This window comes from Psychrobacter sp. G (assembly GCF_000418305.1).
Taxonomy (GTDB): domain Bacteria; phylum Pseudomonadota; class Gammaproteobacteria; order Pseudomonadales; family Moraxellaceae; genus Psychrobacter; species Psychrobacter cryohalolentis.
Genome location: NC_021661.1, coordinates 314224 through 329658, shown reverse-complemented (window position 1 = coordinate 329658; position 15435 = coordinate 314224). Strand labels below are relative to the sequence as shown.

General features: G+C 41.8%; 10 protein-coding genes. 3 read left to right on the top strand and 7 right to left on the bottom strand.

Annotated elements, in window-relative coordinates; translation table 11 throughout:
- Positions 1-111: 111 nt before the first annotated feature.
- Positions 112-780 carry a YsnF/AvaK domain-containing protein gene (locus tag PSYCG_RS01405; RefSeq protein WP_020442633.1) on the top strand — a complete coding sequence of 223 codons (669 nt, stop codon included), beginning with the start codon at positions 112-114 and terminating at the stop codon, positions 778-780.
- Positions 781-874: 94 nt separating this feature from the next.
- On the opposite strand, the gene PSYCG_RS01400 is transcribed toward PSYCG_RS01405, so the two are convergent.
- Positions 875-1399, bottom strand: a complete 525-nt coding sequence (locus PSYCG_RS01400) for a hypothetical protein (RefSeq protein ID WP_020442632.1) — start codon at positions 1397-1399, stop codon at positions 875-877.
- A gap of 234 nt (positions 1400-1633) precedes the next feature.
- Positions 1634-4414: a preprotein translocase subunit SecA gene (gene secA / locus PSYCG_RS01395; RefSeq protein WP_020442631.1), complete on the bottom strand. Its 2781-nt coding sequence runs from the start codon at positions 4412-4414 to the stop codon at positions 1634-1636.
- 398 nt (positions 4415-4812) lie between these two features.
- Here secA and mutS point away from each other — a divergent pair, with 398 nt between their 5' ends.
- Positions 4813-7896 carry a DNA mismatch repair protein MutS gene (gene mutS, locus PSYCG_RS01390; protein WP_020442630.1) on the top strand — a complete coding sequence of 1028 codons (3084 nt, stop codon included), beginning with the start codon at positions 4813-4815 and terminating at the stop codon, positions 7894-7896.
- 92 nt (positions 7897-7988) lie between these two features.
- The gene (fdxA, locus tag PSYCG_RS01385; RefSeq protein ID WP_020442629.1) at positions 7989-8312 is read left to right on the top strand and encodes a ferredoxin FdxA; all 324 of its coding nucleotides are present in this window, start codon (positions 7989-7991) and stop codon (positions 8310-8312) included.
- Between the two features lie 426 nt (positions 8313-8738).
- Here fdxA and PSYCG_RS01380 read toward each other — a convergent pair whose 3' ends face one another.
- The 5 genes from PSYCG_RS01380 to PSYCG_RS01360 all read right to left on the bottom strand — a co-directional run bounded on the left by PSYCG_RS01380 (position 8739) and on the right by PSYCG_RS01360 (position 15423).
- Positions 8739-9227: a pilin gene (locus PSYCG_RS01380; protein WP_020442628.1), complete on the bottom strand. Its 489-nt coding sequence runs from the start codon at positions 9225-9227 to the stop codon at positions 8739-8741.
- Positions 9228-9535: 308 nt separating this feature from the next.
- The gene (locus PSYCG_RS01375; RefSeq protein WP_020442627.1) at positions 9536-9985 is read right to left on the bottom strand and encodes a type IV pilin protein; all 450 of its coding nucleotides are present in this window, start codon (positions 9983-9985) and stop codon (positions 9536-9538) included.
- The gene (locus PSYCG_RS01370; protein ID WP_020442626.1) at positions 9985-10533 is read right to left on the bottom strand and encodes a type IV pilin protein; all 549 of its coding nucleotides are present in this window, start codon (positions 10531-10533) and stop codon (positions 9985-9987) included. The genes PSYCG_RS01375 and PSYCG_RS01370 overlap by 1 nt, the downstream gene beginning before the upstream one ends.
- Before the next feature lie 12 nt (positions 10534-10545).
- Positions 10546-14520 carry a pilus assembly protein PilY gene (locus PSYCG_RS01365; RefSeq protein WP_020442625.1) on the bottom strand — a complete coding sequence of 1325 codons (3975 nt, stop codon included), beginning with the start codon at positions 14518-14520 and terminating at the stop codon, positions 10546-10548.
- A 42-nt stretch (positions 14521-14562) separates the two neighbouring features.
- The gene (locus tag PSYCG_RS01360; protein WP_020442624.1) at positions 14563-15423 is read right to left on the bottom strand and encodes a PilX N-terminal domain-containing pilus assembly protein; all 861 of its coding nucleotides are present in this window, start codon (positions 15421-15423) and stop codon (positions 14563-14565) included.
- Positions 15424-15435 lie beyond the last annotated feature (12 nt).

The following is a 15435-nucleotide window of genomic DNA, read 5'->3' as shown; positions in this document are numbered from 1 at the left end:
ATTTAAATCAATACCATACGACAGCCATTAGCCACTGAGTGATTTGCTCAGTAGATAAGACCAGAGCTCGTCTCTGGTCTTTTTTTATATACAATAATAAGGACAACAACCATGAATGCTAATAATGAAAATAACTATCCTAATACCAACTATCCTGATTTTACCAATAATACCGCTAGTGGCACGCAAGATGATTTAACCTCATCTGACTTGTTATCATCTGATCATAGTCAGAAGCAAACAATAATAAGCAATCAACAAGAAAGTATTTCAGAAAATCTACCTGATACTAATAACAATAACGGTGGTTATCTAGAATTATTAGAAGAGCGCCCAGTAGTCAATAAAGAGCGCTTGGATGTTGGTAAAGTAACTGTCACCAAGCATTTTCGCACCAAAACTATTCAAGTACCTATTGAGCTGGTAGAAGAATATATCACGGTACGTACCGATTATCAGGATGCCGAAAGTCAGGATCTATTGTCAGGGAACTATGATGATAAAGACATATTGCGTCATGTGGAGCCTTCATTAGACAGTAAAGCCGTCGTTACTATCAATGGCACACAAGTTGAGATTGGCGATGCGCCTATTGAAATTGTCTTATCGCGTCAAATCGCAACCATTACTAAGGACACTTATGTTATCCAAGAAATAGCCATTGAAAAAACCACACATACGCATACTGACAGCATTGAAGTCGAACTCAAACATGAGGAACTCGATGTTACTGAAGAAGGGTTTTTGGCACATGAACAAAATACGGCTCATAAGAGATAAGCTGTCGAATTTCGAATTTTGTGGAAAGCAAAAGCAAAAAAGCAACGCGAACGTTGCTTTTTTTATATTAAATTATCCATCAACGTTCTAGCCATTATTGAGTCTTTTTACATTCATAAGTAGTGACGTTAGTAGTGTCAGTGCCAGCGGTACGCATTACACCTGTTTCGCGATCTTTATGGGCTACGCGCCATTGTACAAAGCCTGTCGTCCCATCGATAGCCGTTGCGCCCTCAAATACTTCAGGATTGCTGGCTTCATTGGTTTTTGTCAAAGTGACAGTACCTTTAGCAGTTGCAAGTACCACTTGGCTATCCGTATCTTTATAAGTCGCTTCGACTTCTAGCTCAGGAGAGCACAAGTACGTTATTTGATTGACGCCAGTATTTACTGTAGCTACGGTATCATCTTCTACGTCGCTGGCAGGCGCATCTACCACCACATCACTAGGCTCGGCAGGATCAGCGGACATGGGTACAGACTGCTCTTCACTGATACTGTCTTCTAGACTTGGCTCTGTCTCTTGCTGTTGTTGACAAGCGCTAAGCGTCATGGCACCCGCCAGTAAACTGGTTAGGACGATAGAGGTACGCAATTTTTTTAATAATTCTACATTCATCACACTCTCCCAAATAAAGATGTTAAACACTATAGCGCGCCCGTAAATTCACGCCTATGTTGGATTTGTAATTAATCGCCAAAAAGACACTGATACTTTTATAATCGTAATTCTCATACTCATACTCATACTTATACTCATATTAATTATTCGATATAAGTACTAAGGCTATATCTATAAAAAAGCCCCTATCTATTCGATAAGGACTTTTTAATCAAGGAATGTTAGCTAGGTTTAGATTTTGCCATGACATTGCTTATACTTAAGTGCTGAACCACATGGGCATGGGGCGTTACGGCTGATATTCATACCAGCATATGGGTCTGTATCATCGCTACTGCCCGCCATAGCACCTGCCACGCCAGCACCCGTAGCACCGCCAACGACATTGCGGCTTTGCACTGCTGCTCTTTCCACACCGCCATCCATATTATCGATATCACTATGCTCAAACTGCATTTGCATATGGGCTGCATTTTCACGTTGCTGTGTTTCTAACGCCTCTAGCTCTTCTTTGGTTGGGATATGCACACGTGATAAGTCTTGTACTGTTTCAGACTTGATCGCGCCAAGCATCATCTGGAACAGCTCAAATGATTCACGCTTATATTCCTGCTCAGGGTTTTTCTGTGCATAGCCACGCAGATGAATACCTTTACGCAGCTGATCCATCTGGGTTAAATGCTCTTTCCAGTGCTTATCTAAACTTTGCAGCATAAAATGACGCTCAAGCTGGGCAGCATCTTTTTCGCCCATTTGCTCACGGCGACTGTGATAACGATCCAATGCTGTTTCGATGATCTTGGCTCGTAAGCCTTCTTCATCTAGGCGGCGATCTTCATCAAGCCAATCGTTAATGGGCATTGCAATCTTAAATTCGTTCTCAAGCTCATCCTCTAACCCATCGATATTCCACTGATCATCGATAGAACCTGGCGGAATAAACTGGTTAATCATGGCATTATAGACTTCTTGATGCATGATTTTAATGGCCTCTAACAAATCCATCTCAGCCAACAAATCATCACGCTGACCATAGATGACTTTACGTTGATCATTGGCCACATCATCGTATTTCAGTAGGTTTTTACGCGCATCAAAATCACGACTTTCTACTTTACCTTGAGCGTTTTCAATCGACTTTGAAACCATTTTATGTTCAATGGCTTCATCTTCTTTGAGACCCATGGCACGCATCATATTCACGACGCGGTCACCGGCGAAGATACGCATTAAGTCATCTTCAAGTGATAAGAAGAAACGTGACATCCCAGGATCACCTTGACGACCCGCACGACCACGCAGCTGATTATCAATACGGCGTGATTCATGACGTTCAGAACCAATAATATGCAAACCACCAGCCGCAACGACTTGGTCATGCTTGATTTGCCATTGGGCTTTTAGACGCGCCATTTCTTCAGGGCTAACCGCATCAATATCTTCAATAAACGATTGCCAGTTACCGCCAAGGATAATATCGGTACCACGACCTGCCATATTGGTAGCAATCGTGACCGATTTTGGACTACCTGCCTGCGCAATGATTTCAGCTTCACGCTCATGCTGCTTAGCGTTTAGCACATTATGCTTAACGCCTTCTTGATCGAGCAGATAGGACAATTCTTCACTGGCTTCAATCGTTGCCGTACCAACCAATACTGGCGCGCCTTTAGCTTGAATCTCTTGAATCTCGCGGATGATGCCTTTGTATTTGCCTAACTTGGTTAAGAAAATTTGGTCATCCATATCGACACGAGCAATCGGCTCATGCGTTGGAATCACAATGACGTCTAAATCATAAGTTGATTTAAATTCTGCCGCTTCAGTATCAGCGGTACCCGTCATACCAGACAGTTTGTCATACAGACGGAAAAAATTCTGGAATGTGGTGGTTGCAAGGGTTTGATTTTCGGCTTGAATCTCAACATTTTCTTTGGCTTCAACGGCTTGATGCAGACCTTCTGACCAACGACGACCCGGCATAGTACGACCGGTGTTTTCATCAACGATAACCACTTCGCCATCATCGACAATATAATGGATATTTTTGACAAAGACATGGTGGGCACGAATCGCCGCTTGTACGTGAGCCAATAATGGCAAACGGCTTGGGCTATAAAGACTTTCGTTTTCGCCAAGCTCACCGACTTGGATTAAGAAGCGCTCAATCTTCTCATAGCCTTTTTCACTAATCTCAATCTGGCGATTTTTCTCATCAATCCAAAAATCTTCTTCTTCATTATTCTTATTAGCTTCTTCGTCTTTTGAGCGAATCAGCACGGGAATAATGGTATTAATCAGCGCATACATGCGTGATGAATCTTCAGCTTGACCCGAGATAATCAACGGCGTACGAGCTTCATCGATTAAAATAGAGTCAATTTCATCGATAATACAGAAGTTTAGCGGGCGCTGCTTTTTCTCTTTTAAACTAAAGACCATGTTATCGCGCAAATAATCAAAACCGTACTCGTTATTGGTACCGTAAGTGATATCCGCTTGATAAGCATCGACTTTTTCTTGTGGTGGTTGCTGCGAGTAAATCACGCCAACCGTCATGCCCAAAAAGCCAAATAAGGGACGGTTTAATTCCGCATCACGTGCCGCCAAATAATCATTAACCGTCACCAAATGTACGCCTTTGCCACTGATGGCATTCAGGTACATGGCCAAGGTGCCCATCAAGGTTTTACCCTCACCAGTTTTCATCTCAGCGATTTTGCCTTCGTGCAAGGTAATACCACCGATCAGCTGCACGTCATAGTGACGCATACCGTTAACACGCAGGGACGCTTCACGACAAACCGCAAACGCTTCTGGCAATAAGGCATCTAGACTTTCGCCGCCTTGGTGTCTTGCTTTAAATTCTTCAGTTTTTTGTTGTAATTGCTCATCAGACAGGGCTTGTATCGCAGCCTCGTATGCGTTGATTTTGCTGACCACTTTGCGCATGCGTTTAAGCTCACGCTCATTTTTGGTGCCAACGACACTGCCTATAATCTTTGATAACATAATTTTTTGACCTATGGAAATATTCGATAATTAGTGCGCATGACAACGCTTTACTCGCTGTTTTTTTAATTATTTGGCTGGTTACTGTCCAATTTAAGACAGTCCAATAAAATATCGCCCAATTAAGTGTGACGTCATTATATATGGTTATGACGGCGATGGATACAAGGGCAGTTAGCAGATATTTGCCGACGTAAAAAGGTGATAGGACGTGTTAAAATAACACTTATAAACCTATGTTTTTCAGTTTTTTTGCTTATTGCCAGCACACTTTTTAGATGATCTATTTTATTTTGAACCGATTATTATTAGCCTTTATATCTAAAGCCTTCTATCTAGCCAAACTTATTTAAACACCCCTATTCAATAAATAAAAAAGACAACTTAAGAGATTCTGCATGCCAGTTAAACCTTCTGCTCAAAATAACAATCTTAGTAAACCCACTTCAAAATCTGTGCCAGTTGACTCTGACTCATTGGTCATAGGTGATGCCATCTATCACTTAGCAGATCATACGCCGATGATGGTGCAATATCTCAATATGAAGGTTAACTATCCCCAAGCGTTATTGCTGTACCGGATGGGTGATTTTTACGAGTTATTTTTTGATGATGCCAAACGTGCGGCGCAGATATTGGACATTACTTTAACTCGTCGAGGGACCGATAAAGCAGGTAATACGATTGCGATGGCAGGTGTCCCTTTTCATGCTGCAGATAGTTATATGGCAAGATTGATCGCTGCTGGGCAAACCGTGGTTGTCTGTGAACAAATTGATGAATCAGCTACTAATATTTCCAACTCTCCCACCATAGGCGATAAACAGAAGAAAGATAAGAGCAAATCTACTGCTGGCACTATTATGCGCCGTGAAGTGGTAAAAACCCTGACCGCTGGTACGATTACTGATGACGCCTTAATTGCACCCAACCATACGCCCACTGTGGTCGCTATTGATATCGAGATTCCTAAATCGAACAGCAAACAACCTGTGCAAGCTGCCGTTAGCCAAATGGATTTAGCCGCTGGGACTTTGACGACGCAAACGATCAGCGCTAATCACGATGATATTGAAGCTTTACAAACCCAAATGCTCACGGTGCTGGCACGTTTTGCGCCTAGCGAATGTATCGTTAGCGAAGCACTTAACGACCGTATCGGTGAAGATTGGACGCTGTGGCTACGTCAACATCTCGACTGCCCTATTATTGAAGTTGCGGGCAATGATTTCCACCGTGAGCATGCCAGCGAAACTTTGTGCCAACAGTTTGAGGTTCAGCGTCTTGATGGGCTTGGTATTAGCGATGCACCACTTGCCCAGTCTAGCTGTGCGGCGCTAATACATTATGCGCGGCAAACTCAGCAGCGTCATGTGCCACAACTTAATCAGCTGATCGTTGAATATAATGATGACTATTTAATCATTGATGCCAATAGTCAGCAAAACCTTGAGCTATTTACGCCTGTTAGCAGTAATGGTACGTCATTGATATCTGTCCTCAATCATTGTCAAACGCCGATGGGTCGACGCTTACTCGTGCAGCAGATGAAACGCCCACTGCGTCAGCATGCACGTATTAATTTGCGTTTAGATGCGATAACCAGCTTGTTAAATACTGATAAACAGTCTGAGCAATGCTCGGGAAATATCTTATTAGTTACCAGCTTGCGCGAAACCTTAGATGCTATCGGCGATATTGAACGTATCAGTAGCCGTATCGGTCTGATGAGCGCCAAGCCACGCGATTTACGTAAGCTTGCAGACGGTATTGCTAGTAGCGCCCAGCTTACGACGCTACTGACGAATGCGGGTATCAGCCATGAGCAAGCGGGACTATTGCCGATGCTAATGCAGCAATTGCCTGCGCAGCTACATGTCGTACAATCCATCGCCGAGCTTATTGAGCGAGCCATTATCGTTGAGCCGCCTGCCCATATCCGTGACGGTGGCATGCTAGCCGCAGGCTATGATGCTGAGTTTGATCGCCTTACCCATTTGCATGACAATATCCAAGTGACATTGGATGAGATGGTGGAACGCGCGCGTCAAGAGAGCCAATTACCCAGTCTAAAAGTAGGCTTTAATAAAGTGAGCGGTTTTTATTTTGAATTGCCAAAGATGCAGGCGAAGAATGCCCCTGCGCATTTTATCCGTCGGCAAACGCTGAAAAGTAGCGAGCGATTTATCACTGACGAGCTAAAGACAGTCGAAACTGAATATCTAAGCGCGCAAAGCTTAGCATTGACTCGAGAAAAGCAGATATATAATGAGCTATTGATACAATTAGGTAGCCATTTAGCTGAATTACAACAGCTTAGCGCTGCTATCGCCCAGATAGATGTACTCAGTAATTGGGCGCAACTTGCGATCACTTATAACTGGCAGCGTCCAGTCATGAGTAACGACTCAAAAGAGAGCAGCATCCTAGATAACAGCTTAGAAAACAGTCACTCAGAAAATGGCTTGAATAATAACAGTCAAACCAGTATTGATATCAAAGCAGGTCGTCATGTTGTTGTAGAAGCTGTACTAAATCCTATTCATACTCATCAAAATAATCCTGCCAAACATAGCAGCCATTTCGTTGCCAATGATTGTGCATTGGGCAGTCATACCAATCCTGAAAGACTGTTAATGATTACCGGTCCTAATATGGGCGGTAAATCTACCTATATGCGTCAAACTGCACTAATTGTCCTGCTTGCCCATTGTGGCAGCTTTGTGCCAGCAGCTAGCGCTCATATCGGTGATATCGACCGTATCTTTACTCGTATTGGCTCCGCGGATGACTTAGCAGGTGGCAAATCCACCTTTATGGTTGAGATGATTGAGACCGCTAACATCCTCAATCAAGCAACGAATAAATCGCTGGTGCTGATGGATGAAGTGGGACGCGGTACGGCTACCACTGATGGCTTGGCTATCGCTCATGCTTGCGTCAATCGGCTGCTAGAGATTGGCTGCCTGACGTTATTTGCCACCCATTATTTTGAGCTGACAAAATTGGCAGAAAGCAATAAAGATAATCACAGCAACATCCGTAATGTCCATGTCGCCGCCAGTGAAGTTGATGGTCAGTTGCTACTACTGCATCAAATCAAAGATGGTGCTGCAAGCTCTAGCTTTGGGTTACATGTGGCAAAAATGGCGGGTATCCCAACTCAAGTGCTTAATGATGCCAAGCGTTATTTAGTAGATAACTTAAGCATAGATGATCTAAAACCAGATAACGAAAGTATTGATGATGACAAAAATGAATTAGCTAAGTCGGTAAAGGATAAACGCCAGCAGACTTATGATAGTAGTATAGAGAAACCAAACATCGGAAATCTTGATAAAAAACAAAAAAACATAGATATTCCACAACAAAATCAGCTATTTAGCCTACAAGACGAACTACAGGCTATCGACCCTGATAGCCTAACGCCAAAGCAGGCGCATGATTTACTATATCATCTGAAGAAAATCATTAGTTATTAAAGGGAATTGTTAAATTATCTCAAAAGCGCTAAAATGTGCCTTATTTTTAATCTATTCTATTTCGCTCAATCCAATAACAGGTAGACAGTACTATGACCTTTGTCGTTACAGAGAACTGCATTCTTTGCAAATACACCGACTGTGTGGAAGTCTGTCCTGTCGACTGCTTTTATGAAGGACCGAACTTCCTCGTCATCGACCCCGATGAGTGTATTGACTGCGCGCTATGCGAGCCTGAATGTCCTGCCAATGCGATTTTCTCAGAAGATGAAGTACCCAAAGGGCAAGAGGTGTTCACTCAGCTAAACGAGGAGCTGGCACAAAAATGGCCAAACATCACTGAGATGAAAGGACAGATGCCAGAAGCTGAAAAGTGGGATGGCGTGGAAGGCAAAATTCAGTATTTAGAGAAATAGGCAACAACTGATACTTTAAATATTGAATACTGTGGAGGCTGGGGTTTACCCCAGCTTTTTATTGTCTGCATGGCTGCGCTGAGCGATCCGTAAGCTGCGGCTTCAGCACAGCAGTTAATGATTGACGCAAATTCTTAAACGAAACTCTTTGTAGGTTGGGCATTTTGCTCAGCATGATAGATTTGCATGATTTAAGCGAGGCTAGAGCCACAACATTTTATAACCGTTAAAAATTCAGTTCATCAATATTTTCATTACCTTTAAACACAAAAAAAACCAAACAGAGCGTTTGGTTTTTTGATATTAAATAAGGCTTTTTGTAGGCTGGGCATTTTGCCCAACATCGTAACCTTGCGTGATTTGAGCTGGGCTAAAGCCCAGCCTACACTTGCTTTACTATATCAAAGTAGCATTTTATAGTTATGATTACGCTGCATCAGTAATTGTGGTTGCAACAGTACAGCTTTTTGGAGCTAACTTTACTACTGCATTCGTATTACAAACCCATTTGCCCGCTACACCTGCAGTAGTATCTGCAGAGCGTTTCCATTGAATTTTTTGACCATTAACTTGAGTGCTACCTTTAATAGTACATGTTATTGACGCTGAACCCGTTGCTAAAACTTTAGAAGAGAACGCACTGCAACGCTGTGTAGTAGCATCAGGAAGACCTAATGATTGCAAAATTGCTGCACTACTTCCAGACAAAGCTGTAGCTTCAGCAGTAGTTACACCTTGCGCAAGCTTTTCTTCGATATTAGTTTTAATAGGAGAAATTTCTGCCAAAGCTGCTGTGGTTTGAGAGCGAGCTGTATAATCTTGATATGCGGGAATAGCAATCGCAGCCAAGATACCGATAATAGCGATAACGATCATTAGTTCGATTAAGGTAAAACCTTTTTGAGCAGTGTTCATATGAACTCCTTTAGAGGTATATAAAGATAACCCGCTAATAGTGCGTTTATCTTTAGGGATATAATGAATTTGTTTCTTAATATATATAATGCATTTAGCGTGCCAAAGTTATGGTTATCTCTATCTTTTTAGCTAAATACTTAATTATCATTGCCATTTGTTATTAACGCTTCCCTTTTTTTATCTTAATCAAGTTCGAATGTTACGCCCAAGCCACTAAAAATTGTCAGTCTGCTTATCATGAGTCACGAAAGGTAAAGATAAATGACGTTTTTTGTCAAATTCTCAACATTTCTATTCTATTTATCTTATTTGGTCCAATCATCACCAGTACCACAAACTGCTGCTCGACATTTAATCCCTTGATAATTGAGACTAAGATTACTATCACCTATCATTTGCGTCCCTGTCTTAGGACGGGCAGTAATTGTCCACTTAGCAACAAGTGGATCGGTTATGGTCACATCATATAGCTGAGTACCCTGCCTTGGATATGCGGTAGCAAAATCTGTTTTGACAGCTGCACTAATAGCACTATAACTACCTTGCGCTAGCTTGCGGCTTTCAATCTCTGAGGCGATGTTTTGCATCTCACTCATCATGTCCGTGCGTTTCGTCTTAATGACGTAGCGTTGATAGCTTGGGTAAGCAATTGCTGCCAAAATGCCGATGATGGCGACGACGATCATCATCTCGATCAGGGTGAAGCCCTGCTGATTTTTGCATATTGCTTTAGATGATTTGTTAGAATACAACATTACCAGTCTTCCTTTCCAATGCCGCAATTAGTAGAAGCCGTAGTGACTGTCCTATCCTTACTTTTACATTTCACACCCGTACTATTTATCATCAAAATATGAGCATTTGAATTTTTAAATGAAGTATTTGGCTCTGCTAACATGCGCCATGAGCTGCCTGCGGTGGAATAACCAGTGCCTGTAGGAGCTAAGGTGTTACCTGTACTGCCATCTACTAACGCAATCATATAACGGTAATTCGTGCTATCGCTACCTTTAGGGACGTAGATAGTTTTATTGTCAGTTGCATCATATGCATAGCTGATATCGCCATTACTTGCTATTTTTTTGGGCTTAAAGCCTTTATAAGTTAAAGCACTAGCACGCCAGCGGTTCAGCTCTATATCAAGCTCTTGCATTCGTGCCTGTGCTTGTGATTCAGCATTACGCACCACAAACTGCCGATAAGACGGAATCGCAATCGCCGCTAAGATAGCCACGATTATGATGACTATCATCAGCTCTATAAGCGTAAAGCCTACTTGTCGTTTTAACGTCTTCATATTCATACGACCATCCTATCAGTCTACTTCGTACCACGTTTTCGGCTGTAGCGTAAAGCGCTCGTTAAATATCATATCAGGCGCTGTACCATTACCAATGCTGCTATCAGTTGCTACTAAATTGCTTTGGTTCAGCCCTTTAGGGTTCGTAAGAGCATTGAAAAGTCCCTTGCCATTATCAGACCCAAAGTTTACGCGATCATTAGCACGTTCCGTCAATGTACGTGTCCCAATAAGGAGACGTTGGTTGGAGAGGCTGGAGCTACGTGGTCCGAGCGTCAACTCTTGAATACCTTTGCCTGCCTGCACATATCCACCAGTACCATTCTTAGAGGCGTCATCGGTACAGATACCATAAGGTAAGCAATAGAGCTGTCTTTCTGAACCGCCTGTCACTTTTGCAGAGCAAGAATCTACGTCACCATAGCTCATATCTGGGTTATAAACCGTGGTATATATAAAGCTGTCAACCACTTCAGATTTACCAATACCTTTGCCATATCTCACATTACCGTAGCCGTCAAAACGAGTCAGAGGATAGTACCAACCCTTTTTTGTGCCAGCTTTTTGGATATTAATGGCTGCATTTTTTTGAGCTAAAGTATACTCGGTAGCTGTAGAACTTCCAAGGGTTGAAGGCAACTCAGCTAAATGACTTGAGGCAGTATTGTTGGCTTCCAAATCCACGATTTCTTGACCACCAGATGTTCCCGTAGTCGTGAAATTACTAGCATAAAAAACACTGTTGGCCTTAGTTACATCACTGTCTATAATGCCATATAGCCGATCAGCTTTGGTATTATCACGTATTTTTGATAAAGGTGAGCTACGATCACCTGAGATGGCATTAACCAATGCGAATAGTCTATTAGTCGTATCGTTACGATAGAAACTGACAACTGGGCGTTCATAAAAACGGTAGTTATACTTTTTATCAGTGCCTGTATAGGCACTTTTGAGTACACGAGTGACTCTAGTATTGGTAAAAGAAGTTTCTGCTGATGCGGTTCCTGTCGTGACTGGCTTTATAAAACCTGCATTGGTAAAGTCAACACGGAATATCTGACCACCCAAGTCTGCGAAATACATATGATCCATAAAGCCATCATTATCACGGTCTAAGGTAGTCACACCAGCGACGACGCTATTAGTCATAGCAGATACAGTATTGGATGCACCTGTGGAATTAGAAACGTTAGAAGCCGACCATATTAGAGCGCCTGTTTTGGCGTTAATGATATATACCGAGTTACCTTTGGTAGACGATATGTTTGAACAACTACTTAATAATTGGGCATCTATCACGCCAACTTGGAAGGTTTCTTTTTCATAACACATATCATAGCCACCACCGAACACTAATACATCGGTACCTGTATCAGTATTGCTGGTTTTTATTTTGGCCTTAGTAGGTTTTGACCATATCTGACCCATACGACTAAAGCCTGCAGTGGCTGGCGTTATCGTAAACATCATACTCGGATTATCACTATCATTGAGGTTTAGCCCGTAAAATGCTTCACCGCCCATACGCAGCCCACCATAAGCGAATACACCCTTACCCCCTGTCTTATTGACGTTTACCCTATTATTAGACAAATCATACTTATAGTCAGCAGTGACTAACCAAGGGGCGTCTATACCAAAGTTTGGAGATCCTATTTCAGCTTTTTTTGCGTCTTTAATAAGCGCATCAGACTTACTGGCATCTCTTAACATCTCTCTTGGTATAATAACAAACTTTTCTTTGCCACCATCACCAGTCCCTTGATCACCTGCATCTACCAAATGCAAGCCACCTTCGGATGAGCCAAATAATACATAGTCATCGCGTGTGTCCGTGACTCTACCAGTAGTAGGATCGAGAGTCGCTGAATAGGAAACTGCCGCTGGTGTAGAGTGAATAGTAGCACCTAGCACCTTAATGGCTTTTGATACATTAGCGGTACTAAGCGTCATATCTTTTACAGCCATGCCTGTAGCTGGAAGTACATCAAATCCTAAAAAATTTAGTAGTTTTCTCAGGGTTGCTGTGCTATAGGTACTTGTATCTTTAAAGGTAGTATCAGTTAAGACATTATTATCTACAGTCATTTTTCCAGCAATATTTACTCCTACCTTTCTTAAAACTGTAGATTGATCAGTCGCACTTTTCCAATCTTCGACATACAATGCTCTGACCGAAGTAACACCATTAACAGGTGTCTTTAACTGAGCGTAAAAACCACCCGACTCTACTTTATCATTTTTGTTAAGATAATCTTGATCTGACCAGAAATCTGGCGTTACTGGATTTAGCTCACCTGCTATATTTTTAAATAGTTTAGAACCACCCTTACCAAATAGCGTACCTTCATTTAATTTATACTTTTTCATATTACCTTCCCAAATTACGGAATTATCACCGACTTTGGGTTGTAAAGTTGGGTAATATGCAACTGCTAGTTGACTATCCGCTCGATAAGGGTCGTCAGGTATAATGATAGTTCCTGAAGGTGTCGAAGGTAAGGTGTTATCCAAATCGGTTACAAAAGATATAATACTATTGACAATATCATTTGTAGACTGCGCTGAGTAGAATCCACCTTCCCCAAAGCCTCCAACCCCTGGTAATGAAGGATGCGCCTTTTCTCCCCAGTTACAAGCATTTCTTGCATCTTTAGTAGCGTCATTATCTTTACCAACTATATTTGCACAGTTATAAAAATCACGATTTGATATAACACCAGTTTTTGGATTGGTATAAGGTAAGTTACGAATAACTCGCTGCGATTCCGGCTTCGCTGCATCTTCCACTCTATCGACATCGAAATCTGAACCAAAGCCAACCACTGCGGTATAGATTTCTTGATCTGTACCTAATGGGCTAACCGTCGAGTCACGTAAGGCTTTGGCAAACGAACCAACTTCGGGCATACCGTTATTATTACCACTGCCACTCGGCAATGTGTCGTTAGATTGGCTAAAATTACTGCGGTTTAAAGCCAGCTTCATTAGATCTAAAGGCTTTTCAGAGTTATTTGGTGCTCCATCAGTCAAGAAGTAGATGCCTCGTCCGTCGCAGCTGGAAGGCTTTAAAAGTGGACTGATATAATTGCTACCACTATTACTTTTAGAAGATATAGTGGATTTGCTAAAACCACTACCAGTACCACTGGTTTTGGTACCCAGCATATAGGCGCCAACTTCTGCATAAGCATTCGCTGTCGGTGTACCGCCTCCTCCAGCTGCAGCAGCTACAACTTGGCGAATCTTTTGACGCTGTGTTTCATCTAATAATGCTGCGGGTAAAAGTATTTTACCACTACTGCCATCAGCATTCTTAGCAGTCCCATTTGCATTAAACTCTACAATATTATCACTGCCGCTTTGTGAAGAAAACTGGCCAATGCCAATGGCGACTTTTTTAGGATCTAACTGTGTGCTATTCATTAGAGTAAAGATTGCATCTTTAAGACGAGTAAGGCGATCGTATACTTTTTCACCTGTAAAATAATACTGATTGCCACTACTAGAGGTTATATAGTCATATCCTACAGTCGATGGTGCTTTACTAAGCTTGCTATCACAATCGTTAAAGCTATAATTACTAGATCCAGAGCCATTGCTACCACCACAACGGTACCATTGGTTTTTATCATTTACATCTAAACGATAAAAATATCGAGCATTATTACTACAGAAGTTTCTTATATATTGAGGGTTGGTATTTGACCATTCTGCTCCAACTGCAGAAAAAGTTGCCCCTCCTGGAAGATCACAGGCATAATTTACTTGATTTAACGTCATACTACCGGAGGTATCTAACATCATAGTAATAGTAGTTTTACCACTTTCTGCCGCTTTATAAATCTCTAAATCACCGATTTTTTTATCTGCCACATCTGCCTGTGAGATTGGCATTGCTATCATGGATGCCATGGCAACGACCAAATACTTTAGTGGTACTGCAATCATTTTATTTATTGTCGGTACGTTATCAAATCGCTTCATGACATCTATCCTTATATTGTTTCAGTGCAATGAGTAAGCAGACTAGGGCGCTGTTGAAAGTACACACTTGGAATTTAGTGTTCCTTTACCAAAGGGATAACATTTGGTAGAAGAAGAAACGTTTTCAACATCTGCTTGCTCATACAGCATTTTGCTCGGTGTGCTAGCCGCTAATAGGCACTCATCTAATGATTTTTTGCCAGTTGCTACATTGTTACGAATACTGGTCTGCTCAAAGCACTTTTCAGTCCCTAATTTGGGCTCATTATAAGCGGGCAATGAAGATGTTGGTCGAATATCAAATTTAAACTTTTTGCTTGTTCTATCTTCAACTTCTTTACCAATGACAACATGTTCAAACGCTTCTATATTTGCACTAGGAGGAGTAATCGCAATACTTACCTGTGTCATGACCGCCTGCCTAGCACTAGTGTAATCAGCGGCATTTGCATAATTACAGATACCGTTATTAATACCATCTACATACCCACCAGCAGGCACCCTGACTGTTGCACTATTGGTTAAATATCTCTGGGTACGCGGATTAAAACAATAAATAAATTCATTAGCTTTATTATCTTCAAATAATAAAAAATGACCGAGTGCCCCTGTCGCACTTGTTACATCTTGGTATCCATTAGATGTTGGGCTACCATTTACCATGGTCTCTATTTTTTGATTAGCACTATCTGCTGATTGCAGTAATACTGTATTGATCTGATCACTTGTCGCAATTTTAAGATCTGTCGTACTTTGTCTAACTGCAATAGCCCCTGCCAACATAATCAGCACTAAAAACAATAACACCACTATTAGCGTTGCTCCTTGCTCCGCTCTCCCGTATGCCAAACCTATATTGATATGTTTTTGTGTCGAACTTGATAAGTCACGATAGTGAATCACTTTTAGTCTCCT

Bases quoted from the DNA above. Each gene is read 5' to 3' on its own strand.
- PSYCG_RS01380 (WP_020442628.1), bottom strand. From the start codon at position 9,227: ATGAACACTGCTCAAAAAGGTTTTACCTTAATCGAACTAATGATCGTT.
- fdxA (WP_020442629.1), top strand. From the start codon at position 7,989: ATGACCTTTGTCGTTACAGAGAACTGCATTCTTTGCAAATACACCGAC.
- PSYCG_RS01405 (WP_020442633.1), top strand. From the start codon at position 112: ATGAATGCTAATAATGAAAATAACTATCCTAATACCAACTATCCTGAT.
- mutS (WP_020442630.1), top strand. From the start codon at position 4,813: ATGCCAGTTAAACCTTCTGCTCAAAATAACAATCTTAGTAAACCCACT.
- PSYCG_RS01370 (WP_020442626.1), bottom strand. From the start codon at position 10,533: ATGAATATGAAGACGTTAAAACGACAAGTAGGCTTTACGCTTATAGAG.
- PSYCG_RS01375 (WP_020442627.1), bottom strand. From the start codon at position 9,985: ATGTTGTATTCTAACAAATCATCTAAAGCAATATGCAAAAATCAGCAG.
- secA (WP_020442631.1), bottom strand. From the start codon at position 4,414: ATGTTATCAAAGATTATAGGCAGTGTCGTTGGCACCAAAAATGAGCGT.
- PSYCG_RS01400 (WP_020442632.1), bottom strand. From the start codon at position 1,399: ATGAATGTAGAATTATTAAAAAAATTGCGTACCTCTATCGTCCTAACC.
- PSYCG_RS01365 (WP_020442625.1), bottom strand. From the start codon at position 14,520: ATGAAGCGATTTGATAACGTACCGACAATAAATAAAATGATTGCAGTA.